This window comes from Prauserella oleivorans, assembly GCF_042685745.1.
GTDB classification, from domain to species: Bacteria; Actinomycetota; Actinomycetes; order Mycobacteriales; family Pseudonocardiaceae; genus Prauserella_A; species Prauserella_A oleivorans.
Genome location: NZ_JBHUNT010000001.1, coordinates 5,332,176 through 5,358,743 on the forward strand (window position 1 = coordinate 5,332,176; position 26,568 = coordinate 5,358,743).

Consider the following 26,568-nt stretch of genomic DNA (forward strand, 5'->3'; position numbering starts at 1 on the left):
TCCGCACGGGAGTGGGCGCCGCGGCACTGGTCAGACCAGGTCGCGCGGCACCGTGTGGTGCCAGTTGCGGGAGAACAGGCGCTGCTCGCCCTCGTAGCCGTCGAGCCGCGCGTGCAGGTGGAATTCCGTCGAGGTGCACGTCAGTACCGTCCTGGTGACGGTGGTGGCGGACCAGTCGCCGCGGGAGAACGTGAGCGTCCACTCGGTCTCGCCGCGCGCGGACTGGAAGTCGTCGGCCACCGAGCTGTACCGCTCGTAGGCGCGTCGGCTGACGTCGAGATCGATGTCCTCGTAGTGGGCCGTGCCGCCGTCCTTGACGATCTCCAGCGCCGACTCGTAGTCGACGAGGTCACGCTGCACGGTCCAGCGGTGCTCGCCCGGCTTCACGTTGGTGGTGCGGATCGGTTCGGCGCCCTCGGGCTCGCCGAACGGGTCCAGGCGGTCCTCCCCGTCGACCGTGCGCACCGGCAGGATGAGGCGGCTCTGACCCGTGTGCACCGTGAGGCAGGCCTGTTCCGGCGGCGGCCACGCGAGTGGCCAGTACGACGACGAGAGCGACAGCCGGATCTTGTGCCCGGGCGGGAACGCCTGCGCGACCACGTTGAGGTCGATGCTCACGCGGTAGCGCCTACCGGGCTCCAGCGGCTGCGGATCGTCGTGGCCGTCGCGGTGGGTGAGGTTGAGCAGCCCGTACGTCACCCGGGTCGCCCGGCCGTCCGGGCGCACGTCGGAGAGCCGCGCGGCCACCATCGCGACGGGCCGGTCCGCGGAGACCTCGAGGTCCACGACGGGCGAGCCGAGGATCTCGCAGCGCTCGGTGAGCGGGTCGGTCTCGAACACGAGCGACCCGCCGTCCTCCTCGCGCTGGTCGTAGGGCAGGTCCGGGGGCGCGTTGTAGGAGGCCCACTTGCCGGAGAACTGCCCGACCGACAGCGGTGACTGCACGGTGAGGTCCTCGGCGGGCACCTGCTCGCCCTCCTCGGCGAGGCGGTGCCGGGTCAGCGGCAGGTCGACCGGGGTGACGTTGGGCGAGGGCCACGCGTCCTCGCCGATCCAGCGGCCCGGACGGTCCTCGTAGGACGTCGACGGTGGCACGCTGTCCTGCATCCAGGTGAGCAGCATGGGCCCGTCGAGTACGCCGTTGTCGATGTCGCGCAGCCAGTGGTCCCACCAGCGCACCAGCTCCTGCAGGTAGCCGATCGCCGGCCCCGGCTCGCCGAGGTGCGGGTACTTGTGCGACCACGGCCCGACGAGGCCCCTGCGTGGCACGTCGAGGTTCGCCAGCAGCCGAGACACGGCGTTGGAGTAGCCGTCGGCCCAGCCGCTGGAGGCGAGCACCGGCACCTGCACGTCGCTGTAGTTCTCCGACACCGACGCGTGCCGCCAGTAGTCGTCGCGGCGCTGGTGGTTGAGCCACTCGTCCACCCACGGGCCCGCCGCCTCGATGCGTTCCCGCCACATGTCGCGCCACCGGTCGCCGACCAGCGCCGGATCGGGCGGCAGCGTACTGTAGGCGAACATCGTGCCTGCCTCGGCGAGGTTGTCCGAGAGCATGCAGCCGCCCATGTAGTGGAAGTCGTCGGCGTAGCGGTCGTCGGTGAACGACGCGATGGCGATGGCCTGCAGTGTCGGCGGTTTGCGTGCCGCCACCTGCAGCGCGGCGAAACCGCCCCAGGAGATGCCCATCATCCCGGTGCGGCCGTTGCACCACGGCTGCTCGGCGATCCACTGCAGCACGTCCTCGGCGTCGCGCTGCTCCTGCTCCAGGTACTCGTCGGTGAGCACGCCCTCCGACTCCCCCGTGCCGCGGATGTCGACCCGGACGCACGCGTAGCCGTGTCCCGCGAGGTACGGGTGGTGGATGGAGTCCCGGACGGCGGTCAGGTCGCGCTTGCGATACGGGATGTACTCCAGGATGCCGGGCACCGGATCCACTTCGGACGAATACGGCCGCCAGATCCGCGCGGCCAGCCGCGTGCCGTCGGAGACGGTGATCCAGACGTGCTCATCCTCGGTAACCTCGTACGGCAGCGAACCGACCGCTCGCACCGGGTGGGCCTCCCTCCGTCGTTCACTCGTCGAACTCGAAGCGCAGTGCGCCGATGACCCGCTGGTACTTGTCCTCGAGATCGGCCTCGTCGCGGGCGCCGACGAACACGTGCGCGAGTTCGTAGCTGTAGCTGTCCTGCCCCGGCATGTCCGACAGTCGCTGCCCCTCCTCGGGCACGATGTCGATGATGACACCGGGGATGTCGTCCTGGATGCGCTGGATCTCCTCCTCGGTGGGCACGCGGCGCACCACGGCGTCCCCGTCGAACCGGCGGTGGTACCACTTGGCCGCGATACCGTACTCGCCCTGGCCGGACGGCGCCTTCGGGTCCTCGCCCAGGCCGAGCTTCACCATCGTGTCGTGGTTGGGGATGCCGTCGACGCATTCGAACATCTCGGCGTGCGACTGCGAGTGGCGGGGGTTGATCTCCAGCAGCGCCACGTCGCCCACGTCGGGCCGGCAGAAGAACTCGATGCTGAACGTGGAGTTGTCCATGCCGATCTGCCGGATGACGCGCTTGGAGACGTCGACGAGGCGGTCCACGGACTCCTTCGGCAGCTGCGAGGGGTACTGGTGACGCAGGAACGACGAGCTGTCCGGGTAGTTGAGCGAGTCCAGCACGCCGTAGACGACGACCTCGCCGTTGTAGACGTAGCCCTCGGTGGCGCACTGCACCCCGGACAGCGCCTCCTCGGCGAGACAGGCCTGCCCACCGACGCCGGCGATCTCGGGTGGCAGGTCGAGCCGTTGCATCATCTGCTCGAACGGCTTGCCGACGCGGCCGATGCCCTCGCGGATCTCCGCCACGGCGGCGTCGAACTCCGTGTCGTCGGCGACGCGGAACGCCAGCTCCGAGGAGTAGGACTTCACGGGCTTGAGCCACATCGGGTAGCGCACGCCCTCGGGCGGGCGGGGGTCGTCCTGGTCGAGGTCGACGATGCCGAAGTTCGGGTACTCGTCGATCGCCTGCTGCTGTTCGAGCCTGCTCCAGTATTTGTGCTCACACTTGACGATCGACTCCAGCGACGGACCGGGCAGTCCGTAGCGCCGGCACAGGATCGCGCGGAGCGCCGAGATCGGGAAGTCCCAGTAGCCCACGATCGCGTCGATCGACCCGTCGAACGAGTCGAGTTGCGACTGGGCCTTGTCCAGGAGTTCCTCGAAATCGACCTCGCCGATCTGGGTCTCCTCCTGCGTCAGCAGGCCGTGGAACCGGTAGCGGTCGGCGTTCGGGATGTCGGCGAGGGTCCGGGTGTTCTCCTCGTCCAACGCGAGCACGAAGATGTTTTTCACGCCACCGGGGGTGTCCGGGTCAGCGGGTGGCTAAACGTTGCGCCGCGTCACCGAAGCCCGCGGCGAGGTCCGCGAACGCGGCGTCGAGCACCTCACAGAGATCGCTGCGGGGGTCGCCGAGCCAGTGTTCGTAGGCGGCCAGCGCGGCGCCGAGCGCGGTGTAGGCGATGGCTTGCGGGCGCAGCGCGGTGAGCGGCTCGCCCAGGCGGGCGGCGGCGAACTCGGCGACGACGGCCCGCCAGTCGCCGTAGCGCAGGGTGGAGTGCGCCTGCAGCGCGGGCACGCGCAGGATGAGCTCCATGCGCCTGCGGTGCCGGGGCACCTCGTCGGCCGATACGCGGTTGAACTCCACCACCACGGCACGCACCGACTGCATGAGCGCTTCGCCGGCGGGACGGTTGCGGAACTGGGCGCGCATGTGCTCGAGCTGCTCGGTGAACGCTCCCCACACGACGTCGTTCTTGGACTCGAAGTAGCGGAAGAACGTGCGCCTGCCGATGCCCGCGGCCTTGGCGATGTCGTCGACGGTGGTCGCCTCGAAGCCGTCCCGGTCGAACAGTGCGAAGGCGACCTTCTCCAGCTCGACCTGGCTGGTCGACCGGCGCCGGCCGGGCCGACCGGGTGAATCCGCCGCGTTGCCCACGATGACCCTTCCATTTGACACCGAGTGCCATTATTCTCGTGTCCGCTGTCACACAAGGACGTGGGAGGTAGCTTGCCATGAGCGATGACATGACGGTCACCACCGCCGAGGCGGACGTCGAGCAGGACCTGCTGGTCGAAGAGGTCTCGATCGACGGCATGTGCGGTGTCTACTGAGCTGTTCGACCCGGACCGGCCGTACCGGCTCTCTCCGAGTGTCGCTCTGCGGCCGGAACCGTTCGGGGCTCTCGTCTACGACTTCACCACCCGCAAACTCTCCTTTCTCAAGACCCGGCTGCTCGTCGACGTCGTGCACGCACTGGCCGACGCGCCCGACGCACGCGCCGCCTTGGCCTCGGCCGAGGTGCCGGAGGCCGAGCACGCGCGGTATCTCGACGCCCTCGCGGGGCTCGTCTCCGCGGGCACGATCGAAGTCAGAGGTGGCTAGATGAAACTGGTCGAGCACTTCCGGCACGGGCTCGACGCACCGATCTGCCTGACGTGGGAACTCACCTACGCGTGCAACCTGTCGTGCGTGCACTGCCTGTCGTCCTCGGGCCGCCGCGACCCGCGGGAACTGTCCACTGAGGAATGCAAGGCGATCATCGACGAGCTGCAGTGGCTGCAGGTGTTCTACGTCAACATCGGCGGCGGCGAACCGACCGTCCGCTCCGATTTCTGGGAACTCGTCGAGTACGCCGTCGCCCACCAGGTGGGCGTCAAGTTCTCCACCAACGGCGTGCGGATCACCCCGGAGCGGGCCCGCTGGCTGGCCGGCACCGACTACGTGGACGTGCAGCTGTCCCTGGACGGCGCCACCGCCGAGGTCAACGACGCCGTCCGCGGGCCCGGATCGTTCGACACCGTCATGCGCGCGATGCAGAACCTGCGCGACGCCGGCTTCACCGGGTTCAAGATCAGCGTCGTGATGACCCGGCACAACGTCGGCCAGCTCGACGAGTTCAAGCGGATCGCCGACGAGTTCGGCGCGCAGTTGCGCATCACGCGGCTGCGGCCGTCCGGGCGGGGCGCCGACACGTGGGACGAACTGCACCCGACCGCCGACCAGCAGCTCGAGTTGTACGACTGGCTGGTCGCCCACGGCGAGAACGTGCTCACCGGCGACTCGTTCTTCCACCTCAACGCGCTCGGCTCGACGCCGTTGCCGGGGCTCAACCTGTGCGGGGCCGGCCGCGTGGTCTGCCTCATCGACCCGATCGGCGACGTCTACGCCTGCCCGTTCGCCATCCACGACGAGTTCCTCGCCGGCAACGTCCGCGACGAGGGCGGCTTCACGTCGGTGTGGCGCACCTCGGACCTGTTCGCCCGGCTGCGGACACCCCAGACCGGCGGTGCCTGCACGTCGTGCTCGGCCTACGACTCGTGTCAGGGCGGCTGCATGGCGGCGAAGTTCTTCACCGGGCTCCCGCTCGACGGCCCCGATCCCGAGTGCGTCCGGGGCAACGGGGAACGGGCGCTGGAACTGGTCGGAGCCGGTGCCGCGATACCGAAGCCGGACAAGGACCATTCGCACCGCGGCCGCAAGGGGGTGCCTGTCGCCATCGGGTGGGGACCGCCCGAGGCCGAGCGCCTGCCCGACCGCGCGTGCGACACCAGCCCGCTCGCCGGAATGCCGGCGCCGAGAGGAACGAAGTAATGGCCAGCACGAAGGATTGGTTCGAGACCGTCGCCGAGGCGCGGGAGCGAGCCCGCAAGCGCCTGCCGAAGTCGGTGTTCCTGGCTCTGCACGCCGGCTCGGAGGCCGGCCGCACGCTCGCCGACAACACCGCCGCGTTCGCCGAACTCGGCCTGCGGCCCCGGATCGCGGACCTGCCCGCCACCCGCGAACAGGCCACGACGGTGCTGGGCCAGGAGATCTCGATGCCGGTGATCTGCTCGCCCACCGGCGTGCAGGCGGTCGACCCCGGCGGTGAGGTCGCCGTCGCGAAGGCGGCGGCGGCGTCGGGGACGGCGATCGGGCTCAGTTCGTTCGCCTCGAAGCCGATCGAGGACGTGGTCGCCGCCAACGACAAGACCTTCTTCCAGGTCTACTGGCAGGGTTCGCGGGACAGCATGATCGCGCGGATGGACCGCGCCAAGCAGGCCGGCGCGAAGGGCCTCATCGTCACGCTCGACTGGGTTTTCGCCACCGCCCGCGACTGGGGCGCCCCGCCGATTCCGGAGAAGGTGGACCTCAAGGCGGCGATCACGTTCGCCCCGCAGGTGCTCGTCAAACCGGGCTGGCTCGCGCGCTACGTCCGGACACGGCGCCTGCCGGACCTCACCACGCCGAACCTCGCCGAGGCCGGCGCGCAGGGGCCCACGTTCTTCGGCGCCTACGGCGAGTGGATGGGCACGCAGCCGCCGACCTGGGCCGATCTGGCCTGGTTGCGCGAGCAGTGGGACGGGCCGTTCATGATCAAGGGGATCTACCGGCCCGACGACGCCAAGCGCGCCGTCGACATCGGAGCCACCGCGATCTCGGTGTCCAACCACGGTGGCAACAACCTTGACTCCACCCCGGCGTCCATCCGCGCACTGCCCGGTGTCGCCAACGCCGTGGGCGACCAGATCGAGGTGCTGCTCGACGGCGGGATCCGGCGCGGCAGCGACGTCGTCAAGGCCCTCGCTCTCGGCGCCAAGGCCGTGCTGGTGGGCCGCGCCTACTTGTGGGGACTGGCCGCCAACGGTGAACGCGGTGTCCACAATGTCCTGGAGATCCTCCGGCAGGGCATCGACAGCACGCTCTACGGCCTGGGCCGCAAGTCCATCCACGAGCTCTCGCCCGAGGACGTCGTCGTGCCCGGCGACTTCACCCGGGGCATGTAGGGGCCGTGGGCGTCGCACTGGTCACCGGCGCGGCGCGCGGGATCGGCGCGGCGGTGGTGCGCCGGCTCGCGGCCACCGGCTGGCGCGTCGTCGCCGTGGACGTCTGCGCCGACGACCCGGCTCTGCCGTACTCGCTCGGCACCCGGGAACAGCTGGCCGTCGTGGCCGCCGAACACCCGGACGTGGTGCGCGAGGTGGTGGCCGACGTGCGCGATGCCGAGGCGCTGCGCTCGGCCGTCGCCCTGGCCGAGCGGGAGTTCGGCGGGCTGGACGCGGCCGTCGCGGCGGCGGCCGTGATGGCGGGCGGGCAGCCGTTGTGGGAGACCACCGATGCCCAGTGGGAGGCGTTGTTCTCCGTCGGTGTCACCGGCGTGGCCAACCTCGCCCGGGCCGCCGTCCCGGCCCTGCTGCGCCGGCCCGAACCCCGGCAGGGCCGGTTCGTCGCGCTCGCCTCGTCCGCCGCCCACCACGGCCTGTGGCATCTGGCGGGGTACAACGCGGCCAAACACGCGGTGGTCGGGCTCGTCAAGGGCCTGGCCACCGACCTGCGCGGCACGGGAGTGTGCGCCACCGCCGTCTCCCCCGGTTCCACCCGGACGGACCTGCTCGACGCGACGGCTCGGCTCTACGATCTCGGCGACGTCGAGGAGTTCGCCCGGCACCAGCTCGTCGAGCGGCTCCTGGAGCCCGAGGAGGTGGCGGCCGTGGTGGCGTTCCTGTGCTCACCGGAGTCGTCGGCGATCACCGGCTCGGTCGTGCACGCCGACGGTGGGTTCCAGCCGTGAAGCCCGGCACCAGGTTCGTTCTCGATGCCTCGGTCCGTCGCCGGGGCGCGCTCCTCATCGGCGGATCGCCCCTGCGGCTCGTGCGGCTGGGCGCGGCCGGCTCCCGGCTGCTGGCCCGGTGGCTGGACGGCGAGGCGTTGTCGGACTCCCCCGGCGAGCTCCGGCTGGCCCGCAAGCTGGTGGACGCCGGCCTGGTGCACCCGCAGCCCCCGCCCGGGCCCAAGCCCGCCGACGTCACGCTCGTCGTGCCGGTGAAGGACAACGCCGAGGGGGTGCGGCGCCTGGTCGAGGCGACGCCCGAGGTCGGCGCGAGGATCGTCGTGGACGACGGCTCGCGGGAATCGCCGCCAGGGGCGTCCGTGCGCCATCCGCATCCGCTCGGCCCGGCCGCCGCGCGCAACGCGGGCTGGCGTCGCGCCGAGACCGACCTGGTCGCCTTTCTCGACGCGGACACCGTCCCGGAGCCCGGTTGGCTGGACGCGCTGCTGCCGCACTTCGGTGACCCGGCGGTGGTGGCGGTCGCGCCGCGGGTCCGCAGCGCCGCGCGGCCGGGATCCGTCGGCGCCTACGAACGCACGCGGTCCGCTTTGGACCTCGGTGCCCGGCCCGCGCCCGTGCGGCCGATGAGCCGGGTGAGCTACGTGCCGAGCGCGGCACTCGTCGTGCGCCGCTCGGCACTGTCCGCTGTGGACGGCTTCGATCCGGACTTGCGATTCGGCGAGGATGTCGACCTGGTCTGGCGGCTGCTGGAGATCGGTGCGGTGCGCTACGAGCCCGCCGCCGTGGTGGTCCACGAACCGCGTGCCACGGTGCGGTCGTGGCTGCGTCAGCGGTTCGACTACGGCACGTCGGCGGCGCCGCTCTCGGCGCGGCATCCGGGGCGGCTCGGCCCGGCACGGCTGTCCGCGTGGGTGGCGCTGGCGTGGGTGCTGCTCGCGGCGGGACGTCCGTTGGCGGGTGCGGTGCTCGCGGCGGGCGGCGCGGCGTCGCTGACCCGGAGACTGCGGGACATCCCGGCGGCCGAGTCGCTACGGCTGGCGGCGCGCGGTCAGCTCGGCGGAGGCAGGCTCCTCACCGAGGCGGTCCGGCGCGCGTGGTGGCCGCTGCTGCTGCCGACCCGACGGGGCCGCCGAGTCCTCGCGGCGGCGTTCGCGCCGTGTGCCGTGCGAGCGCTGGGCAGGCCGCCGGCGTGGCTTGCGCTGCGGATCCTGGACGACCTCGCCTACTGCGCGGGCGTGTGGGCCGGCTGTGTGCGGCACCGGACGGCGGCTCCCCTGCTGCCGCGGTTCACCGAGGCCACGCCGCGATGACGGCGCTGGGCGGCCGCCGGTGGCCGGAGGTCGGTGCCGCGGTGCTCGCCGTGCCGATCGGCGCCACCGAGCAGCACGGCCCGCACCTGCCGCTCGACACCGACACCACCATCGCGGCGGAGCTGTGCCGCCGCCTGGCCGCCCGGGTGCCGGACCTGCTCGTGGCACCCGCGCTGCCGTACGGCTCCAGCGGCGAGCACGCCGGATTTCCGGGCACCCTCTCCATCGGCAGGCGGGCACTCGAACTCGTGCTGGTGGAACTCGCCCGCTCCGCCGACCATTTCCGCGGCGTCGTGTTCGTCAACGGCCACGGCGGCAACCTCGTTCCGCTGCGCGACGCCGTGCGGCTGCTGCGGTCCGAGGGCAGACGGGTGCTCGCGTGGTCGCCGAGCGGCTCCCCGGACGACACCCACGCCGGCCGCAGGGAAACGTCGGTGCTGCTGCGGTTGCGGCCCGCCGACGTCCGGTCCGATGTGGCCGAGCCCGGCAACACGGCACCGCTTTCCGAGCTCATGGAGCGGCTGGCGCGCGACGGCGTCCGCGCCGTGAGCGCGAACGGCGTGCTGGGCGACCCGGCCGGGGCGAGCGCCGCCGAGGGCGAACGGTTGCTGACGTCGTGGACCGAGTCCCTGGTCAGCGCCGTCCATCGGTGGCAGGCGGGTGACGTTACCCTCGCAGGAGGCACGCACGGTCAGTGACGAAGGTGGTGACGCGATGCCGCCGACCCGGGGACAGGGCAAGCCGGTGCTGAGCAGGCGGCGCGAGGTCAGCCACATGAGCGCACGGTCGGTGCTGATGACCCTGCTGGGCGAGTTCGTGCTGCCCCGGGACCGTCCGGTGTGGACGTCGGTGCTCGTCGACGCGCTCGGCATGTTCGACGTCGAGGAGAAGTCGGCCCGGCAGGCGCTCGCGCGGACCGCCGCCGAGGGCTGGATCGCCTCCGAACGGGTGGGCAGGCGGGTGCGCTGGTCGCTGACCGAGCCGGGCCGGGTGCTGCTCTCCGAGGGCGCGCGACGCATTTACGACTTCGGCAGCGCCTCCCGGTCGTGGGACGGCCGGTGGCTGGTGGTGTTGGTGTCGGTGCCGGAGGCCCGGCGCGACCTGCGGCACCAGCTGCGCACCAAACTGACCTGGGCGGGTTTCGGTTCGCCCGCGCCCGGTGTGTGGGTCACCCCGCACCCGTCGCGGGAGGAGGAGGCCCTGGGGATCCTCTCCGGACTGGGGCTGCACGACGCCATCTCGTTCGTCGGGCCGTACGGCGCGATCGGGGACGAGAGCTCGATGGTGGCCACGGCGTGGGATCTGCGGGGGCTGGTGACGCGCTACCAGGAGTTCGTCGAGGTGTTCGGCTCGCTCGCACCGAAGGACGACGACGCCGTGCTGGACGCCCAGACCCGGCTGGTGCACGAGTGGCGCCGGTTCCCGTTCCTGGACCCGCAGCTGCCGTCGGTGCTGTTGCCGGAGAACTGGAGCGGAGCCCAGGCCGCCGACCTGTTCCATCGCAGGCACGCCGAGTGGAACCCGGTGGCCCAACGCCGATGGGACGAACGGGTCGCCGACGTCGAGGCGGCTTAGGCACCCGGTACCACCGGCCGACATGGGCGGCACACACGGCGACGTGAGCGGCCGACACGGCTACGTGGACCGCAGACACGCACGGGTCAGACACCCAGGCCCGGGAACAGCTTGGCGGCATTGCCGGCCAGCACGGCGCGGAGCACGTCGTCCGGCAGGCCGAGGCCGATCAGGGCGCGCACGTTTCGGGCGGTCCCCGGCACGCCGGGCCAGTCGGTGCCGAAGACGAACTTCGTGGCCAGCCGCGCGAAGTCCACGCGCGCGTAGTACTCCGGCAGCTTCTTCGGCGGCAGTCCGGCGAGGTCGAGCCACACGTTCTCCTTGGCCAGCGCGAGGAACGCGGCCACGTCGTACCACCAGCCGCGCCCGCCGTGCGCCAGCACGAACTGCACACCCGGGAAGTCCTCCACGACGTCGAGCAACAGCTGCGGGTCGCCGAACGTCGCCCGCGCGCCGGGGAAGCTGCTGGTGCCCGAGTGCAGGATCACCGGGACACCACGTTCGTCGCACACGCGATAGGCGGCGTAGAGCTCCTTGTCGGCGGGCGAGAACGCGCCGTGCACGGGGTGCAGTTTGAGTGCCACCGCTCCGAGGCCCAGCTGTCGCTCCACTTCGGACGCCAGCGGGTGGTGCAGATGCGGATTCACGTTGGCCACGAGCCGGAACCGCGTGGGGTTGTGCCGCACGAGCGGAAGGTTGTCCTCGATCGGCTGGATCCCCGTGGCGCGGGGGCTGTACTCGCTGAACAACAGCACCCGGTCGGCACCCTCGGCCTCGAACAGCGCGTCGAGCCGCTCCGGCACCGGGTTGCCGTCGGCGTCGTAGGCGTCCCGCCACGGGTGCGGCCCGGAGAACTCCTCGGCCCACTCCAGCCACGCGGGTTTGAGCGTCGGGAGCCGGGGCGCGTGCACGTGGGCATCGACGACCGGGTAGCCGTCGATCATCGGGCGCCCACCGCCTGGTCGGCGGGTTCGCGCGCGGCCACGAGGTCCCGCAGGATGTTGCGCCGGATCTTCCCGGTCGCGGTCTTCGGCAGCTCATCCAGCTCCACGACGGCGCGTGGCCGTTTGAACGAGGCGAGGCCGTCGCGGCACCACTGGATCAGCGCGTCGGCGTCCACGTGCCGACCGGGCACCGGCACCACGCAGGCGATCGGCTTGTCCAGTCCGTCCCCGTCCGGGACCGCGACCACCACGGCCTCGGCGACGTCGGGATGTTCGAGGATCCGCTCCTCCACCTCGCTCGGGGTCACCCAGATCCCACCCGCCTTGATCATGTCGTTGAACCGGCCCAGGCACGAGTAGGTGCCGTCGGCGTTGCGGACGTAGGTGTCGCCGGTGCGCATCCACTCGCCCAGGAACACTCTGCGCGAGGTCTCCGCCCGGCACCAGTACCCGGTCGCAGCGCTGTCACCACGCACGTAGAGCTCGCCGGGCAAGCCGATGCCGTCGATGACGGCGCCGTGCTCGTCGCGGATCTCCACCTCGTAGCCCGGCACGGGGATGCCCGAGGAGGCGGGGTGGACCTCGCCGGGCCGGTTCGACATGAAGATGTGCAGCATCTCGGTGGAGCCGATACCGTCGAGCACCTCGACCCCAAACTCCTCGCGCATCCCGTGGAACATGCGCGCGGGCAGGGCCTCCCCCGCCGAGACGCCCTGGCGCACCGAGGCGAACACGTCGCGGGGCACGTCGCTCGCCAGCAGCGGCCCCCAGAAACTCGGGGTGCCGAACAGCAGTGTCGGCCGGTCGGTCATCGCCCGCGCCGCCATGAGCTGCGGTGTGGGCCGGGCCGGTTCCAGCAGCGCGGTCGCGCCGACCGAAAGCGGGAAGAACATCGAGTTGCCGATGCCGTAGGCAAAGAACAGTTTCGCGACGGAGAGGAACCGGTCGGCAGGCGTGATCCGCAGCACCTGCTGCGCGTAGCTCTCGGCGACGAACCGGATGTCGGTGTGCCGGTGCATGGCCGCCTTCGGCGCTCCGGTGGTGCCGGAGGTGTACAGCCACAGCGCCGGGGAATCGCCCCACGTCGCGTACGGCTCCCGCAGCGAGCCCGCGGTGCGCAGGCGCTGCCAGTCGTCGGTGAGCACCACGGTCTCGACGTCCGGTGCCTGTTCCACGGCGGTCCGCACCTGGCCGGCGAACTCGGTGGAGCCGAGGACGACCCGGGTGCGGGAGTCGGCGATCAGCTTCGCCAGCTCGCCGCCGGTGAGCATGGTCGAGCAGGGCACGGCGACGGCGCCGAGGTACATGGTCCCGAGGATGGCGGTGAACAGCTCGACCTCGTCGGTCATGCACATCAGCACGCGTTCCTCGGGACGTACCCCGAGCGCGCGCAGACCGCCCGCGACCAGCCGCACCTCGTCGTCGAGCTCGGCGTAGGTGAGCGTGCGGGTGGTCGAGACGACGGCCGTGCGCGCGCCGTTCCCCGCGGCGACGTGCCTGCCGACGAGGTATTCGGTGGCGTTGAAGGTGGTGGGACGAGCGGTCGACGCTGACATGGGCCCGCCTTAGGTCAGGTAGACGTATTCGTAGTCGAAGGGCTTTCCGTTGATGCCGTTGGTCGGTGGCGCCACCCAGCTCGCGATCTTGCCGCGCTCGTAGACCGGGTGCATCAGCGAACGTACGAACGCGAGGTCGGCGTCGGTGGGCAGCCAGTGCTTCCGATTCGCCTCCCAGGTCTGCTCGTCGACGATAGTGCCGTCGGGCGTGACGTGGTAGCCCGCGTTGACCCCGACCTTGCGGTTGAATCCGGGGTGCGGCAAGGCGAAGCGGTAGTCGATGCCCGCGTCGGCGAGGATCCTGTTCCAGCGCTTGACCCCGGTGCGGCAGTCGGCGATGTATTCCTCGCGCAGATCGAGGTTGAGCAGCAGGATCGCCTGCAGCTCCTCCTCGGTCCAGGTGCCGTCCTCACGCGGGCGCCGCAGCGTGGCGCTGTCCTCGGTCAGCGTGTGGTCGTCCTTGCGGCGGGTCTCCATCCAGCGTCCCTTGAGGCCGCTGGTGTAGTAGTTCGCGGCGTTGGTGGAGGTCTCGCTGCCGAAGAGGTCGAGCGACACGCTGAAGTGGAAGTTGAGGTAGCGCTGGATGATGTCCAGCGGGATGCCGCCGTGCGGAGCGATGTCGTCGGTGTCGTGCTCACGGATCAGCTCGGCGCTGCGGGTCACCACGCGGTCGACACCGGTGGTGCCGACGAACATGTGATGCGCCTCCTCCTTGAGCATGAACTCACACGTGCGCGACAGCGGGTCGAACGCGGACTCCTTCAGCGTGCCCAGCTGGTACTTGCCGTCGCGGTCGGTGAAGTAGGTGAACATGTAGAAGGCCAGCCAGTCGGCCGTCTCCTCGTTGAACGCACCGAGAATCCGGGGCGAGTCGGGGCTGCCGGAGTTGCGGTACAGCAGCGCCTCGGCCTCCTCCCGGCCCTCGCGGCCGAAGTAGGCGTGCAGCAGGTACACCATCGCCCACAGGTGCCTGCCCTCCTCGACGTTGACCTGGAAGAGGTTGCGCAGGTCGTACAGGCTCGGGGCGGTGAGCCCGAGCAGCCGCTGCTGTTCCACCGAGGCGGGTTCGGTGTCGCCCTGGATGACGATGAGCCGCTGCAGGTCGGCGCGGTACTCGCCGGGCACCTGCTGCCAGGCCGGTTCGCCCCGGTGCTCGCCGAACGCGATCCGCCGGTCCGGGTCCCGCTCGGCGAGGAAGATCCCCCACCGGTAGTCCTCGGGAACGACGTGGTCGAAATGCGCCCACCCTTCGCGGCCGACGCTGACGGCCGTGCGCAGGTACACACCCTGCGTCTCCAGCGTCGGCCCCATCTCGGCCCACCAGTTCATGAACCGGGGTTGCCAGCCCTCCAGGGCCCGCTGCAGCCGCCGGTTCGAGGCGAGGTCGACGTTGTTCGGGATCTTGGCGTCGTAGTCGATGCGCTCCGGCATGGTCTACACCCGCTTCCGGTCGAAGACGGCTTTCTGCCCGGTGCCGTACCGCCGCAGCGCTCCCTCGGCACCGGCGGCGTTGGGCCGATTGAAGATCCAGTTCTGCCAGGCGGAGAGCCTGCCGAAGATCTTGGTCTCGACGGTCTCCGGTCCGACGAACCGATGGTTGGCCTCCATGCCCGTCAGCGCGTCGGGCGACAGTGCCCGGCGGCCCTCGATGACGAGCCGGATCTCGTCCTCCCAGTCGATGTCGTCGGGCGCGTCTGTGACCAGCCCCAGCTCGGCCGCGTCGCCCGGGCTCAGCGGTCGGCCGGTCTCGCGGCGCAGCCACGCGAGGTGGTCGTCGTGGCCGTAGAACCGGGACTCGAGGCGGGAGAGCCCGTTGCCCATCGGGAACGCGCCGAAGTTGGCCTCCGAGAGCAGGATCGAGGCTCGCTCCTCGCTGTCCTCGTCCTCGATGGGCGGGCCGTCCAACATGTACTGCCGGTCGCACGCGAGCGCGAGCTCCAGCAGCAGCCCGGCGAAGCAGCTGCCGGGCTCGATGAGCGCGACGAGGCTGCGGCTGGTGACGTCGAGACGTTTCAGGGTGCGCTTGTAGTAATGGGTGATCTCGCGGCACAGCCAGTCCTCGGCGGCGTGGCCGAGCACCGCGTGTTCGTGGGCGAGCACGGCCTCCGGGTCGCCCTCGGTGCGGATGACCCAGGTGCCGAGCTCGGGCTCGTTGGTGCGCAGGCGCAGCACGGCGTCGTCGAGTTCGCGGGTCATGGCCAGCAGCCAGGTGCGCGCGCCCTCGGCGTGCACTGCGTCCACATCGGATGGTGCGACGGAGCGAGGGCCGCGGACGGTGAGCTCGACGCTGCCCGCCGCGCGGTCGTAGCGGGCCGACACGTGCGGGTACTCCAGACCCTCCGATGACTCCTCCCGGCTGAGCGGGGTGAGCGTGACGCCCCGGGCACCGGCCGGGCGGTCGCTGCGTTCGGCCAGGTCGAGCGCGCGGCGGGCGACCACGTCGGTGAACTCCCGCCGAGGTGCGAGTTCGTCGACGAGACCCCAGTCCACCGCGGTCTTGCCCTTGATGCCGTCGCTGCGGGTGGCGAAGACGTCGGCGAGGTCCTTGCGCACCTTGCGCTTGTCGACCACCCGCGTCAGCCCGCCCGTGCCGGGAAGGACACCGAGCAGTGGCACCTCGGGCAGGGCCACGGTGGAGGAGTTGTCGTCCACCAGGACGATGTGGTCACAGGCGAGCGCGAGCTCGTAGCCGCCGCCGGCGCAGGACCCGTTGACCGCGGCGAGGTAGGTCTGTCCTGAGTGCTCGGTCGCGTCCTCCATACCGTTGCGGGTCTCATTGGTGAACTTGCAGAAGTTCACCTTCCACTCGTGTGGCGAGCCCGCGAGCATCCGAATGTTGGCGCCCGCGCAGAAGACGTTGTCCTTGCCGCTGGTCAGCACCACCGTGCGCACCTCGGGATGCTCGAACCGCAGCCGCTGCACGGCGTCGTACAGCTCGATGTCCACGCCGAGGTCGTAGGAGTTCAGCTTGAGCTCGTAGCCCGGGACGAGCCCGCCGTCGGGGTCGACGTCGAGTTCCAGCCAGGCCAGCGGAGGCTCCACGCGAAGCCGCCAGTGCCGGTAGGTGTCCGGGTGCCGGTCGAACGACACGGCAGGCCGAGGTGGCGGGGTCGACGGTGAATCGGTGTGCACGACATCGGTGGCGGTCACGTCATTCAGTTTCGACGCGACTCCACCCGAGCGTCAAGGTTTTGTAGAACTAGATCTTCGAGTGCTTGCCCGCGGCCTCCTGGAACGCCTCGCGTGGCTCCTCCCGCGAGTCCAGGTTCACCACGTCGTGCCCGAACGGCATACCGACCAGCCAGTCGCCGAGCACGCGGATCGTGCGGTTCCAGGTGGGAATCTGCATGGCGTAGTAGGCCCGGCGCGCCGCCCACGCGAGCGGCCCGTGGACCTTGCGGCCCAGCACCTCACCGACCGCCTTGTTCTTGCCGAGCGTCACGAACTCGCCCCGGCTGCGATAGGCGAACGGCTGCAGCGGGCCACCCCGCACGCGCGCCACGAGGTTGTCCCCGATCCGGCGCCCCTGGCGCACCGCGAACTGGGCCGTGGGCGGGCACAGACCACCGCGCACGGTGTCCGGCACGGCCGCGCAGTCGCCCGCGGCCCAGATGTCCGGATGGCCGTGCACGCGCAGCGTTTCGTCCACCTGGATGCGCCCGCGCTCGTCCACGGGCAGGCCGATCTCGTTCGCCAGCGGCGACGGCCGGGTGCCCGCGACCCACACGAGCGTTCCCGCGTCGAACTCGTCGCCGTCGGAGAGTTCCATGTGGCCCTTCTCCCCCGACTTCAGCTGCGTGCCGAGCCGGACGTCGATGCCGCGGCCGCGCAGTTCCTCCACCGAACGGTCGGCGAGGTCCTTGCTCACCGTCGTGAGAATGCGGTCCATCGCCTCGACGAGCACCCACCGCATCTCGGCAGGCTGGATCTCCGGGTACCCGGCCAGCACGTCGACGGCCATGTCCTGCAGTTCCGCGATGGCCTCGACACCGGTGTAGCCGCCGCCGACGAACACGAACGTCAGCGCGCACCGGCGCAGCTCCGGGTCCGTCGTGGCCGAGGCGATCTCCAGCTGGCGCAGCACGTGGTCGCGCAGGTGGGCGGCCTCGGCGAGCGAGTTGAACCCGATGCCGAAATCGGCGAGGCCCGGCACCGGCAGCAGTTTGGCCACCGCGCCCATGCCGAGCACCAGCTCGTCGTAGGGCAGCTCCAGGGCCGGCCCGGCCTCCGGTTCCACGGAGACCGTCCGGCGTTCGGTGTCGACGGCGCTCATCCGGCCGGCGACGAACCGCGTGCCGCCGAGCACCGCACGCAGCGGCACGACGGCGTGCCTCGGTTCGAGCGTCCCCGACGCGACCTCGGGCAGCAGTGGCCGGTAGACCATGAAGTTCTCCGGGTTGACCAGCGTCACCTCGGCCTCGCCGCGCCGGAGTCGTTGCTGCAGCCGCACCGCCGCGTACAGGCCGACGTAGCCGCCGCCGATGATCACGATCCGTTTCGACACGCGAAAAGCCTCCTACCCGCCGTTGACGAAGATCACCAAGTAGGCGATGAGGAACCCCACGACGACCACCACGACCGCCGCGATGACGACGATCCACGTGACCGACATCGACTTGGACTGCCGGGGTTCCTGATGCGACAGACCGGATGTCGCCCCCGACTCCGGGGGCGTGTCGCCGGGCTGCACGCCACCGCCCTCGTCGAGCCCCGGAGTGTTGGCCGGATCCGGGTCCGGTGGTGGCGTGGTCATCGAACTGCCTCCTGACGAGGTCCTGGGTCGCCCACCGGGTACACCCCGGCAGGCCGGGGCAAACCTGCGTTTCGCCGCGCCGGCCGGGTGGTAGGCCGAACGGACGCACGGGAAGGAGGCTCGACATGCACCGCGAGAGCGACCAGAACAGCCCGCGCGAAGACGACGAGATGAAGGCGGAGCTGCAAGGCATGCTGCAGGGCAACCGGCCCAGTCGCGCCGAGGAATGGCGCGACCCGGAACCGCCCGCGGACGACGACCCGGCAGTGCCGCCGCTCGGCGAGCGTGAGGAGCCACGCTCCTGACGCCCGAGTGCCGGCGGGCGGGCAGCGGTCCGGCCCGGCAGCGACACGGGTGACGACATCCCGGCGACAACCCCGCTCCCGGCGACAACGCGGGACGCCGGCCGGCCCGCCGCTCGGTGACGGTCCCGGGGTGCGCAGTCCCGAGCCCGGGCCGCGGCGGGCAGCCGATGCCGTGCTCCGGGCGCCTCAGACGCGCGGGCCCGGGATCGCGGGCCGATCGGATGCGTCGACGACCACCGCGTCGAGTTCGGCGGCCCGCTTCAGCACCTCGGTGGTCACCCGCTGGAGGTGTTCTCCGAGCGCCCGGAGGCCGTCGGCGGGCAGTTCCCCGCCGTCCTGCCGGTCGAGGAGCTCCACGACGGCCTCCCCGAGGCGAGCGTTGACAGCGGACAGATGTGCGAGCAGTTCGCGGTCGCGGCGGATCATCCCAACCCCCTCTGCGCACCCTGCGCGTTCAGGTAGCACGCTACCTCACCATAGCACCCAGGCTCCGGTGTGGCACCGGCCGATGCGGCGTGCGGCCACTGACGGCCGGATGTCCGGTATCGACCAGTTCGGGATACCCGGTGCTGCTGGGACGGATACGGCCGACCCAGCCCCGAAGGGGTGAAATCCCTGCTCAGTACCCGCGCACGCGCTCGAGGCGCACCCGGACGGCGACCGGGTACTGCGCTGCGAACGGTTCGACGCCGCCGACGACCAGTTCCATGGCCTCGGCGTACTTGTCGAGGTAGGCGGGCATGTTCGACGGCAGCACCTCGTCGTCGGCGATCTGCGCGGTGCCCTTGATCACCACGATGTCACCGCCGCTTCCGTCGGAGTTGAAGTGCAGCGCGACCTGGGGGCGCTGCCGGATGTGCTCGAGCCGGTGGGCGTCCGGACGGGTGTAGACCAGCACGGTCTCGCCCTCCCAGAGGAACCACACCGGGTTCGGCTGCGGCGCCCCGTCCGCGCCGACGGTGGTGAGCCAGACGACCTCCTCGGTCCGGAGTCGTTGCCGGACCCGGTCGCCGAACTGCGTCCCCTCCGCCGGAAGCACATCGACTGCCATGGCGCCCACCGTAGCCACTAGAGTCCGCCAGATGCCGGACCTGTTCGCCACCACCGAACTCCCGGGACTCGACGGCGAGATCCGCACCGCGGAGCCGGACCTCGCCGCCGCGGCACAGGACTGGGGACGCCTTGTCCAGGCTCGGCCCCAGGCGGTGGTCCGCCCGGCCACACCCGCCGACGTGGCTGCCGTGGTCCGATTCGCCGCCGACCGCGGCATTCCCGTCGCCGCGCGCGGCTCCGGGCACTCGCCGTTCGGGCAGAGCCAGGCCGAGGGCGGGATCGTGCTCGACATGACGAGCCTGGCGCGGGTGTATCCGGGCGCGGGCGACGAGGTGGTGGTGGACGCCGGGGCACGCTGGCACCGAGTGCTGCGCGCGACGCTGCCCCGCGGCCTGACCCCGCCCGTGCTCACCGACTACCTCGAACTCACCGTCGGCGGCACCCTGGCCGTCGGCGGCATCGGCGGCGCCAGTCACGAGCACGGCGCACAGACCGACACCGTCACGGCACTCGACGTCGTCACGGGCACGGGCGAGCTGGTGCGCTGCTCGGCCGAGCGAGAGCCGGAGCTGTTCGACGCCGTCCGCGCCGGGCTGGGACAGTGCGGTGTCATCACGCGCGCGACGATCCGGCTGCGCCCCGCCCGGCAGCGCACGCGCCGGTGGAAGCTCTCCTACGCCACGCTCGCCGGCTTCCTCGCCGACCAGCGCCGCGTGGTCGGCGACGGCCGCTTCGACTACGTCGAGGGGCAGCTCCTGCCCGGCGAGCCGACCGGCACCTGGCGCTACGTGCTCGACGCGGCGAGCTTCTACTCCCTGCCCGACGCCCCGGACGAGCAGGCGCTGCTCGGCGACCTGTCCTTCGACCCGGACACGGCGGAGGCGGAGGACACCACCTACCACGAGTTTCTCGACCGGATGGCCGATGGCGAGGCGGAACTGCGGGCGGAGGGCAGCTGGTTCCACCCGCACCCGTGGGTCACGGTGTTCCTACCCGACGGCGAGGTCGAGACCGTGGTCGCCGAGGCCCTCGCCGCGACCACGCCGGACGACCTCGGCGCATCCGGGCTCGTCCTGCTCTATCCCGTGCGCCGCGACCGGCTCGCCACTCCGCTGCTCCGCGTGCCGTCCACCGAGCTGGTGTGGCTGTTCGCCCTGCTGCGCACCGCCCGGCCCTACGATCCGGCCGGTCCGGCCAGGATGGTCGCCGGCAACACCGAACTGGCCGAGAGCGTGCGGGCGCTGGGCGGCACGGTGTATCCCGCAGGCATGCTGCCGATGTCGCCTCCGCAGTGGGAAGATCATTTCGGCGAGGCCTGGAAGACTTTCGAGTCGGCTCGGCAGCGCCATGACCCGCGTGGTGTACTGGCGCCCGGGCAGGGAGTCTTCGGCTCACGATGACTCCTTCCGGCGCGGAGAGGCAGGAGGCTCGAACGTGGTGAGCGCGGAGCGCGACGACGCACTGCGGGCTGTCGAGGGAAGTCTGGACCGGCCGTCGGCCGCCAGGGTCTACGACTATTTCCTCGGCGGGAACACGAACTACGCGATCGACCGGGCATTCGCGGAGAAGGTGCGCGAGCGCATCCCGCTGATCGGCGAGTACTGCAAGACCAGCAGGCAGTTCCTGGCCCGCGCGGTACGCCGGTGCGCGGGCGAGCTCGGCATCCGGCAGTTCGTCGACATCGGATCCGGGCTGCCGACGGCGGGCAACGTGCACGAGGTCGCCGACGACGCCCGGCCCGAGCACGACACCCGCGTCGTCTACATCGACAACGAACCGATCGCGCTTGCCCACTCGACGTTGCTGCTGGCCGATACCGCAGACCCCGAGCGGCACACGGCCATCGCCGCCGACCTGCTCCAACCGGACCAGCTCTGGGAGCGCGTCCGGGCGACCGGGCTGGTCGAACGGGACCAGCCGGTGGCGCTGCTCGTCAACGCGGTCCTGCACTTCATCAAGGACGAGCAGGACCCCGACGGCATCCTGGAGTTCTACCGCGGGGCGCTGCCCTCCGGGTCGGTCATCGTGCTCTCGCAGATGACCAACGAGAACCCGGCGAGCGACGAGGAGCGGCAGGCGCTGGCCGACCTCGTCGACTACTACGAGAACACCACCAACCCCGGCCAGCTGCGCACGAGCAGCGAGTTCGCCCGTTTCTTCGGCGACTGGGAGCTGCTGGACCCGGGCCTGGTATACGCGCCGGCCTGGCATCCCGATGCGGACACGCTGTTCGCCGCCGTGCCGTCGGAGTCGCGGGTCATCGGGGGCGTCGCGCGCAAGCCGTGAGCTGAAAGCGCTTGCGCCAGGCGGGTGGACAAGCCGGAAAAAAGCACTCGTCCCCTGGCAGCCTCGGCCGGGCGGCGCGATCATGGCCGTATGGGGCTGCCCGACACGGCACGTGATGACCAGTCAGCCGCCTACGCCGCGCGCGTGGACGCCCTGCGCGCCCAGCTCGCCGCCCTGCCCGACGGCTCGCCGGTGCGGCTGGCGAAGCGCACGTCGAACCTCTTCCGGCCGCGGACGGCCGGCGGCACGGGCCTGGACGTGTCGGCGTTCGACCACGTCCTCCGCGTCGATCCGCACGCCAGGACGGCCGAGGTCGAGGGCATGGTCACCTACGAACGGCTCGTCGACGCCACGCTGCCGCACGGCTTGATGCCCCTGGTGGTGCCGCAGCTGAAGACCATCACGCTGGGTGGCGCGGTGACCGGGCTCGGCATCGAGTCGTCCTCGTTCCGCAACGGCATGCCGCACGAGTCCGTGCTCGACATGGACATCCTCACCGGCGACGGCGAGATCCTCCACGTCACCCCCGGCAACGAGCACCGTGACCTGTTCTTCAGCTTCCCCAATTCCTACGGCACGCTCGGCTACGCCCTGCGGCTCACCATCGAGCTGGAACCCGTGCGGCCCTACGTCCGGCTGGAGCACGTGCGGTTCTCCGACGCGCGGCAGTTCTTCGCCCGGCTCGACCGCGCGTGCCGGGAGCGCGAGGCCGACTTCGTCGACGGCACCGTCTTCGGTCCCGCCGAGATGTACCTGACCCTCGGCACGTTCACCGGCGAGGCGCCGTTCACCAGCGACTACACGTGGCTCGACATCTACTACCAGTCCATCCGGGAACGCGACGTCGACTACCTGCCGGTCCGCGACTACCTCTGGCGCTGGGACACCGACTGGTTCTGGTGCTCCCGCGCCCTCGGTGTGCAGAACCGGCTCGTGCGGCTGCTGGTGGGTCCCAGGCTGCTCCGCTCCGATGTGTACTGGAAGGTCGTCGCGTTCGAACGCAGGCACCAGGTGCTCGGCCGGATCCAGCGCGCACTGGGCAAACCGGATACCGAGTCGGTGGTGCAAGACATCGAGGTGCCCGTGCAGAAGGCGACGACGTTCCTGGACTTCTTCCACCGCGAGATACCCATCAGTCCCGTTTGGGTGTGCCCGCTGCGGCAACGCGACGGCCGACGGTGGCCACTGTACGAACTGGACCCGGACACGCTCTATGTCAACTTCGGATTCTGGGCGACGGTTCCGCTCGAGCACGGCAGGCCGCAGGGCAGCCACAACCGGCTCATCGAGCGGACCGTGACCGAGCTCGGCGGCCGGAAGTCCTTGTACTCGGAGAGCTTCTACGACCGCGAGACCTTCTGGCGGTTGTACAACGGCGAGACCTACCAGGCGCTCAAGCGTCGTTACGACCCGCGAGGGAGGTTGCTGGACCTGTACGGCAAGTGCGTTGAAGCGAGGTGAGAACCCCATGCCCCACGGAGAACTCGGACGGATCTTCGGCCGGTTCCTCGACACGGGCGAACCCGTGGCCGTCACCGCGTACGACGGCAGCGTGATCGGCGACCAGAACTGTCCGCACAAGCTCCACATCCGCTCCCCCATGGCGCTGAGCTACGTGCTCTCGGCGCCGGGTGAACTCGGCCTCGCCCGCGCGTACGTCACCGGGCACCTCGACATCAGCGGCGACCTCTACGCTGTGCTGCGCGCGCTCACCGCGGTGATCGACGGCCTCTCCACCACCGAGAAGCTGTGGGTGCTGCGCCAGATCGGCTCCCGCTACCTACGGCCGGTGCACGTCCCCGTCGAAGAGGCCCCCGGCCGCGCGCGCCGGGTGCTGCGGGGGCTGCGGCACTCGAAAGCACGCGACAGCGTCGCCATCGCCCGGCACTACGACGTGTCGAACCGGTTCTACGAGCTCGTGCTCGGACCGTCGATGGCCTACACGTGCGCGTGCTTCCCCGAGCCGGATTCGACGCTCGAGCAGGCGCAGTTCCACAAGTTCGACCTGGTGTGCCGCAAGCTCGGCCTGCGCCCGGGCATGCGGCTGCTCGACGTCGGCTGCGGCTGGGGCGGCATGGTGGCGCACGCCGCCGAGCACTACGGCGTGCAGGCGCTGGGCGTGACCCTCTCCCGGCAGCAGGCGCAGTGGGCGCAGAAGGACATCGTCGCGCGCGGCCTCGCCGACCGGGCCGAGGTACGCCACCTCGACTACCGCGACGTCACCGAGACCGGGTTCGACGCGATCTCCTCCATCGGGCTCACCGAGCACATCGGGGCGCGCAACCTGCCGTCGTACTTCCGGCTCCTGGCCTCGAAACTGCGTCCCGGCGGGCGGCTGCTCAACCACTGCATCACTCGCCCGCACACGTACGAGCCGAGCCGCACGGGCCCCTTCATCGACCGGTACGTCTTCCCGGACGGCGAGCTCGAGGCCGTCGGAACGATCATCTCCGCGATGCAGGACAACGGGTTCGAGGTACGGCACTCGGAGAACCTGCGGGAGCACTACGCGCGCACGCTCACCGCATGGTGCGCGAACCTGGACGCCAACTGGACCGAGGCCGTGCGAGAGGCCGGGGTGCAGCGCGCCCGGGTGTGGGCGCTGTACATGGCGGCGTCGCGGCTGTCGTTCGAGCGGCACAAGATCGAGCTGCAGCAGGTGCTGGGGGTCAAGGTGGACGATCGGGGCAACGCGGGTATGCCGTTGCGCCCCGATTGGGGAGTGTGACACCCCGCGCGGTCCGGCATTGCCGCTGATGTGCGTGCCGGCACCTGTCGCTCGACTCGCGTCATGCAGGTCGCCCGCGCCGAGGTGCGCCAGGGAGTTACGGTGCTGTCGTGACCGAGCATCTCAGCATTCCCACGCCTGCCGGTTCCTTCGACGCCATCGCGGCAGGCCCCGAGGACGGCAGGCCGGTGTTGCTGCTGCACGGTTTCCCCGAGGCGGCGCTCGAGTGGGAGCACCAGGTGGCGCGGCTCGGTGGCGAGGGCTACCGCGCCGTGGCGCCCGACCAGCGGGGATACTCACCCGGTGTCCGCCCGGACGACGTTTCCGACTACGGCATGGAACACCTCGTCGGGGACGTCATGGCGATGGCCGACGCACTCGGCTGGGGGCGGTTCGACCTGGTGGGGCACGACTGGGGCGGCGCGGTCGCGTGGTGGGCCGCCGACCGGCACCCGGACCGGCTGCGCACGGTCACGTCCGTCTCGACGCCCCACCCCGGCGCGCTGGTGCACGCGCTGCGCACGGACGAGGACCAGGCGATGCGGTCGCAGTACATGCGCGACTGGCGCAGCAGCACCACGGAGAAGCGGATGCTCGCCGACAACGCCGACGCGCTGCGCCGCATGTTCGAGTGGAAGGTCCCGCGCAGCCGCGTCGACGAGTACCTCGCCCGGCTTTCCGAACCGGGCGCGCTGACCGCCGCGCTCAACTGGTACCGCGCCGGCAGGCCGAGCGACCCGATCGGCAAGGTCGGCGTGCCTGCGCTGTACGTGTGGAGCACCGAGGACGTCGCATTCGGATCGACGGCGGCCCTGGCGACGGAGCAGTGGGTCACCGGGACGTACGAGTTCCGGATGGTCGAGGACGTCACCCACTGGGTGCCCGAGGAGGTGCCCGAGCTGCTCACGGGTCTGCTGCTCGACCACCTCGGGCGGCATTGACCAGGCACGAGGGAGCCCTTCGCCGTCTTCGCCGTCTCGGAGCTCGGTCAGTCGAGGCAGAACTCGTTGCCTTCGATGTCCTGCATCACGAGGCACGACTCGTTCTCGCCGTCGGCAAGCAGCAGGCGCACACGGACCGCGCCGAGCACGACGAGCCGTGCGCATTCGGCCTCAAGCGCGGCCAGGCGCTCTTCGCCCACGAGCCCGGTACCGACTCGCACGTCAAGATGCAGCCGATTCTTGACGACCTTGCCTTCGGGAACGCGCTGAAACTACAGCCGCGGGCCCACTCCTGAGGGATCCACGCAGGCGAACCATGAACCTTGCTCCTCCGCAGGCCGGGAGCTGTGGAAGTCGTTCCAGGTGGCGAACCCCTCCGGTGGTGGCGGTACGACGTAGCCCAGCACCTCGCACCAGAAACGAGCGACGCGCTCGGGGTCCGCACAGTCGAAGGTGACCTGGACCTGCTTGATCGACGACACCGGCGGACGCTAGCAGGTGAGGCTGCCGCTGTTCTTGTGGTTTTTCCGTGGCTGGGAGGACGGCGGCGCTACGGGAGCCGATGAGGCTGGTGCCGGGGGCGTGGTCAGTCGCGGTCCGGCTCGATGTTTGCTCGCTCGTCGAATACGGGAGGTCCGGCGGGGCCATTTTTCTGGTTGCCTTGGTTGGTTGGGTGGTTGGGTTTCAAGCACGCCTTCGGCGCGCCGTGGGAAACTGCCACTCCACGCATCACCTCTCATTGTCTGATCGCTGGCGGCAGTTCCCCACGGAACGGATCTCGTGGTCACATCCCGTTGTTTGCGGCTCACCCTCTCGGTTCGTGGTTTTCCGGTAGAATTGTTGGCATGGGGGAAAATTCTATCGAGCGCGTTGTCGAGCTGGAGCGGGAGATCGCCGCGTATTCCGGCTCGTGTGGGGATGCTGCCGATGGCGTCGGAAGTGGCGCTGGGGTTGGCGATTTCGGAGAATTCTGCCCGGATCAAAGTAGGGTTGGCACGGGATTTGGTGACGCGACTTCCGGAAACGTTGGGTGCGTTGTCGCGGGGCACGATCGATCTGTACAAAGCCTCGAAAATCTCGGAACCGACAGCGGTCTTATCTGATTCGCGGGCGCGGGAGGTGGATGCGCTGGTCTCCGGGCGGTTGGTGGGGCGGGGTCCGGCGTCGATTCGGCGGATGGTGAATCGGGCGGTGCAGAAGGTGGATCCGGAGGGTGCTGCGGCGCGGGCGGAGGCGCGGCGGCGGGAACGGCGGGTGGAGTTGCGGCACGGCGATGATGCGATGGCCACGCTGACCGCCGAGGTGGCCTCGGCGGCCTATGCCCGGATCGATCGGTGTGCCCGCGCGCTGCGCAACGCCGGGGACGGCCGGACCATGGACCAGCTACGGGCCGACGTGTTCGCCGATCTGCTGCTCAGCGGGACTCCGGGCGAGGCATCGGTGCGGGCGGAGGTGTTCGTGTACATCGACGTCGCCACCCTGATGGCCGTGTCATGACAACTGTGTAAGCCGCGGATG

26 protein-coding genes and 1 pseudogene are annotated in these 26,568 nt (G+C 70.7%); 15 read left to right on the forward strand and 12 right to left on the reverse strand.

The annotated features are described in order from the left end of the window. Positions 1 to 30: 30 nt before the first annotated feature. From ACFSZT_RS26185 to mftR, 3 genes are read right to left on the reverse strand one after another with little or no spacing between them, the layout of a single operon-like run. Positions 31 to 2,049 carry a CocE/NonD family hydrolase gene (locus ACFSZT_RS26185; RefSeq protein WP_377384621.1) on the reverse strand — a complete coding sequence of 673 codons (2,019 nt, stop codon included), beginning with the start codon at positions 2,047 to 2,049 and terminating at the stop codon, positions 31 to 33. 22 nt (positions 2,050 to 2,071) lie between these two features. Then, complete coding sequence (locus ACFSZT_RS26190) at positions 2,072 to 3,343, reverse strand: ATP-grasp domain-containing protein (protein ID WP_377384619.1); 1,272 nt, start codon at positions 3,341 to 3,343, stop codon at positions 2,072 to 2,074. Between the two features lie 19 nt (positions 3,344 to 3,362). After that, positions 3,363 to 4,007, reverse strand: coding sequence for a mycofactocin system transcriptional regulator (mftR, locus tag ACFSZT_RS26195; protein WP_377478366.1), 645 nt, complete (start codon positions 4,005 to 4,007; stop codon positions 3,363 to 3,365). A 56-nt stretch (positions 4,008 to 4,063) separates the two neighbouring features. Between mftR and mftA the strand changes: the two genes are divergently transcribed. The 8 genes from mftA (at position 4,064) to ACFSZT_RS26235 (ending at position 10,484) form a co-directional block, all read left to right on the forward strand. Next, the gene (mftA, locus tag ACFSZT_RS26200; RefSeq protein ID WP_377384615.1) at positions 4,064 to 4,162 is read left to right on the forward strand and encodes a mycofactocin precursor MftA; all 99 of its coding nucleotides are present in this window, start codon (positions 4,064 to 4,066) and stop codon (positions 4,160 to 4,162) included. Next, the gene (gene mftB / locus ACFSZT_RS26205) at positions 4,152 to 4,433 is read left to right on the forward strand and encodes a mycofactocin biosynthesis chaperone MftB (RefSeq protein WP_377384614.1); all 282 of its coding nucleotides are present in this window, start codon (positions 4,152 to 4,154) and stop codon (positions 4,431 to 4,433) included. The genes mftA and mftB overlap by 11 nt, the downstream gene beginning before the upstream one ends. Further along, entirely contained in the window at positions 4,434 to 5,642 is a 1,209-nt protein-coding gene (gene mftC, locus ACFSZT_RS26210; RefSeq protein ID WP_377384612.1) for a mycofactocin radical SAM maturase, read from the forward strand. Next, complete coding sequence (gene mftD, locus ACFSZT_RS26215) at positions 5,642 to 6,814, forward strand: pre-mycofactocin synthase MftD (RefSeq protein WP_377384610.1); 1,173 nt, start codon at positions 5,642 to 5,644, stop codon at positions 6,812 to 6,814. Before mftC ends, mftD begins: the two co-directional genes overlap by 1 nt. 5 nt (positions 6,815 to 6,819) lie before the next feature. Continuing rightward, the gene (locus ACFSZT_RS26220) at positions 6,820 to 7,599 is read left to right on the forward strand and encodes a mycofactocin-coupled SDR family oxidoreductase (protein ID WP_377384608.1); all 780 of its coding nucleotides are present in this window, start codon (positions 6,820 to 6,822) and stop codon (positions 7,597 to 7,599) included. After that, complete coding sequence (gene mftF / locus ACFSZT_RS26225; RefSeq protein ID WP_377384606.1) at positions 7,596 to 8,909, forward strand: mycofactocin biosynthesis glycosyltransferase MftF; 1,314 nt, start codon at positions 7,596 to 7,598, stop codon at positions 8,907 to 8,909. Before ACFSZT_RS26220 ends, mftF begins: the two co-directional genes overlap by 4 nt. Next, complete coding sequence (gene mftE / locus ACFSZT_RS26230) at positions 8,906 to 9,607, forward strand: mycofactocin biosynthesis peptidyl-dipeptidase MftE (RefSeq protein ID WP_377384604.1); 702 nt, start codon at positions 8,906 to 8,908, stop codon at positions 9,605 to 9,607. Before mftF ends, mftE begins: the two co-directional genes overlap by 4 nt. 76 nt (positions 9,608 to 9,683) lie before the next feature. Next, a complete protein-coding gene (locus tag ACFSZT_RS26235; protein ID WP_377385242.1) occupies positions 9,684 to 10,484 on the forward strand; it encodes a PaaX family transcriptional regulator in 801 nt (266 codons plus the stop codon). An 86-nt stretch (positions 10,485 to 10,570) separates the two neighbouring features. Here the strand turns inward: ACFSZT_RS26235 and ACFSZT_RS26240 are convergent, their stop codons facing one another. Genes ACFSZT_RS26240 through ACFSZT_RS26265 form a run of 6 tightly spaced genes read right to left on the reverse strand, consistent with a single transcriptional unit; the run spans position 10,571 to position 17,737 of the window. Beyond that, entirely contained in the window at positions 10,571 to 11,428 is an 858-nt protein-coding gene (locus ACFSZT_RS26240) for an amidohydrolase family protein (protein ID WP_377384601.1), read from the reverse strand. Further along, positions 11,425 to 12,984, reverse strand: coding sequence for a benzoate-CoA ligase family protein (locus tag ACFSZT_RS26245; RefSeq protein WP_377384599.1), 1,560 nt, complete (start codon positions 12,982 to 12,984; stop codon positions 11,425 to 11,427). The genes ACFSZT_RS26240 and ACFSZT_RS26245 overlap by 4 nt, the downstream gene beginning before the upstream one ends. A 9-nt stretch (positions 12,985 to 12,993) precedes the next feature. Further along, positions 12,994 to 14,415 carry a benzoyl-CoA 2,3-epoxidase subunit BoxB gene (gene boxB, locus ACFSZT_RS26250; protein ID WP_377384597.1) on the reverse strand — a complete coding sequence of 474 codons (1,422 nt, stop codon included), beginning with the start codon at positions 14,413 to 14,415 and terminating at the stop codon, positions 12,994 to 12,996. Positions 14,416 to 14,418: 3 nt separating this feature from the next. Then, positions 14,419 to 16,134 carry a 2,3-epoxybenzoyl-CoA dihydrolase gene (gene boxC, locus ACFSZT_RS26255; RefSeq protein ID WP_377384595.1) on the reverse strand — a complete coding sequence of 572 codons (1,716 nt, stop codon included), beginning with the start codon at positions 16,132 to 16,134 and terminating at the stop codon, positions 14,419 to 14,421. A 49-nt stretch (positions 16,135 to 16,183) separates the two neighbouring features. Beyond that, a complete protein-coding gene (locus tag ACFSZT_RS26260; protein WP_377384592.1) occupies positions 16,184 to 17,488 on the reverse strand; it encodes an NAD(P)/FAD-dependent oxidoreductase in 1,305 nt (434 codons plus the stop codon). Between the two features lie 12 nt (positions 17,489 to 17,500). Continuing rightward, positions 17,501 to 17,737, reverse strand: a complete 237-nt coding sequence (locus ACFSZT_RS26265; protein WP_377384590.1) for a DUF6480 family protein — start codon at positions 17,735 to 17,737, stop codon at positions 17,501 to 17,503. A 125-nt stretch (positions 17,738 to 17,862) separates the two neighbouring features. Between ACFSZT_RS26265 and ACFSZT_RS26270 the strand changes: the two genes are divergently transcribed. Continuing rightward, positions 17,863 to 18,042: a hypothetical protein gene (locus tag ACFSZT_RS26270; RefSeq protein ID WP_377384588.1), complete on the forward strand. Its 180-nt coding sequence runs from the start codon at positions 17,863 to 17,865 to the stop codon at positions 18,040 to 18,042. Positions 18,043 to 18,228: 186 nt separating this feature from the next. Here ACFSZT_RS26270 and ACFSZT_RS26275 read toward each other — a convergent pair whose 3' ends face one another. Beyond that, positions 18,229 to 18,468, reverse strand: coding sequence for a hypothetical protein (locus ACFSZT_RS26275; protein ID WP_377384586.1), 240 nt, complete (start codon positions 18,466 to 18,468; stop codon positions 18,229 to 18,231). Positions 18,469 to 18,661: 193 nt separating this feature from the next. After that, the gene (locus ACFSZT_RS26280) at positions 18,662 to 19,093 is read right to left on the reverse strand and encodes a TIGR03667 family PPOX class F420-dependent oxidoreductase (RefSeq protein WP_377384584.1); all 432 of its coding nucleotides are present in this window, start codon (positions 19,091 to 19,093) and stop codon (positions 18,662 to 18,664) included. A gap of 31 nt (positions 19,094 to 19,124) precedes the next feature. Between ACFSZT_RS26280 and ACFSZT_RS26285 the strand changes: the two genes are divergently transcribed. From ACFSZT_RS26285 to ACFSZT_RS26305, 5 genes are all read left to right on the forward strand, one after another. After that, complete coding sequence (locus tag ACFSZT_RS26285; RefSeq protein WP_377384582.1) at positions 19,125 to 20,495, forward strand: FAD-binding protein; 1,371 nt, start codon at positions 19,125 to 19,127, stop codon at positions 20,493 to 20,495. Positions 20,496 to 20,529: 34 nt separating this feature from the next. Further along, positions 20,530 to 21,381 carry an SAM-dependent methyltransferase gene (locus ACFSZT_RS26290; protein ID WP_377384580.1) on the forward strand — a complete coding sequence of 284 codons (852 nt, stop codon included), beginning with the start codon at positions 20,530 to 20,532 and terminating at the stop codon, positions 21,379 to 21,381. A gap of 90 nt (positions 21,382 to 21,471) precedes the next feature. Continuing rightward, complete coding sequence (locus tag ACFSZT_RS26295) at positions 21,472 to 22,842, forward strand: FAD-binding oxidoreductase (protein WP_377384578.1); 1,371 nt, start codon at positions 21,472 to 21,474, stop codon at positions 22,840 to 22,842. Positions 22,843 to 22,849: 7 nt separating this feature from the next. After that, a complete protein-coding gene (locus ACFSZT_RS26300) occupies positions 22,850 to 24,109 on the forward strand; it encodes a class I SAM-dependent methyltransferase (protein ID WP_377384576.1) in 1,260 nt (419 codons plus the stop codon). Between the two features lie 110 nt (positions 24,110 to 24,219). Further along, complete coding sequence (locus ACFSZT_RS26305) at positions 24,220 to 25,050, forward strand: alpha/beta fold hydrolase (RefSeq protein ID WP_377384574.1); 831 nt, start codon at positions 24,220 to 24,222, stop codon at positions 25,048 to 25,050. 47 nt (positions 25,051 to 25,097) lie between these two features. Here the strand turns inward: ACFSZT_RS26305 and ACFSZT_RS26310 are convergent. After that, positions 25,098 to 25,532 (reverse strand): annotated as a pseudogene (locus tag ACFSZT_RS26310) (VOC family protein). Positions 25,533 to 25,968: 436 nt separating this feature from the next. On the opposite strand from ACFSZT_RS26310, the gene ACFSZT_RS26315 reads away from it, so the two are divergent. Continuing rightward, positions 25,969 to 26,547, forward strand: a complete 579-nt coding sequence (locus ACFSZT_RS26315; protein WP_377385241.1) for a DUF222 domain-containing protein — start codon at positions 25,969 to 25,971, stop codon at positions 26,545 to 26,547. The last annotated feature ends 21 nt before the right edge of the window (positions 26,548 to 26,568 follow it).

Coding starts and splice junctions, on each gene's coding strand:
- ACFSZT_RS26280 (WP_377384584.1), bottom strand. CDS start 19,093: ATGGCAGTCGATGTGCTTCCGGCGGAGGGGACGCAGTTCGGCGACCGG.
- ACFSZT_RS26300 (WP_377384576.1), top strand. CDS start 22,850: ATGCCCCACGGAGAACTCGGACGGATCTTCGGCCGGTTCCTCGACACG.
- ACFSZT_RS26245 (WP_377384599.1), bottom strand. CDS start 12,984: ATGTCAGCGTCGACCGCTCGTCCCACCACCTTCAACGCCACCGAATAC.
- ACFSZT_RS26265 (WP_377384590.1), bottom strand. CDS start 17,737: ATGACCACGCCACCACCGGACCCGGATCCGGCCAACACTCCGGGGCTC.
- mftD (WP_377384610.1), top strand. CDS start 5,642: ATGGCCAGCACGAAGGATTGGTTCGAGACCGTCGCCGAGGCGCGGGAG.
- mftE (WP_377384604.1), top strand. CDS start 8,906: ATGACGGCGCTGGGCGGCCGCCGGTGGCCGGAGGTCGGTGCCGCGGTG.
- mftA (WP_377384615.1), top strand. CDS start 4,064: ATGAGCGATGACATGACGGTCACCACCGCCGAGGCGGACGTCGAGCAG.
- boxB (WP_377384597.1), bottom strand. CDS start 14,415: ATGCCGGAGCGCATCGACTACGACGCCAAGATCCCGAACAACGTCGAC.
- mftC (WP_377384612.1), top strand. CDS start 4,434: ATGAAACTGGTCGAGCACTTCCGGCACGGGCTCGACGCACCGATCTGC.
- ACFSZT_RS26235 (WP_377385242.1), top strand. CDS start 9,684: ATGAGCGCACGGTCGGTGCTGATGACCCTGCTGGGCGAGTTCGTGCTG.
- ACFSZT_RS26275 (WP_377384586.1), bottom strand. CDS start 18,468: ATGATCCGCCGCGACCGCGAACTGCTCGCACATCTGTCCGCTGTCAAC.
- ACFSZT_RS26315 (WP_377385241.1), top strand. CDS start 25,969: ATGCTGCCGATGGCGTCGGAAGTGGCGCTGGGGTTGGCGATTTCGGAG.
- ACFSZT_RS26240 (WP_377384601.1), bottom strand. CDS start 11,428: ATGATCGACGGCTACCCGGTCGTCGATGCCCACGTGCACGCGCCCCGG.
- ACFSZT_RS26285 (WP_377384582.1), top strand. CDS start 19,125: ATGCCGGACCTGTTCGCCACCACCGAACTCCCGGGACTCGACGGCGAG.
- ACFSZT_RS26270 (WP_377384588.1), top strand. CDS start 17,863: ATGCACCGCGAGAGCGACCAGAACAGCCCGCGCGAAGACGACGAGATG.
- ACFSZT_RS26295 (WP_377384578.1), top strand. CDS start 21,472: ATGGGGCTGCCCGACACGGCACGTGATGACCAGTCAGCCGCCTACGCC.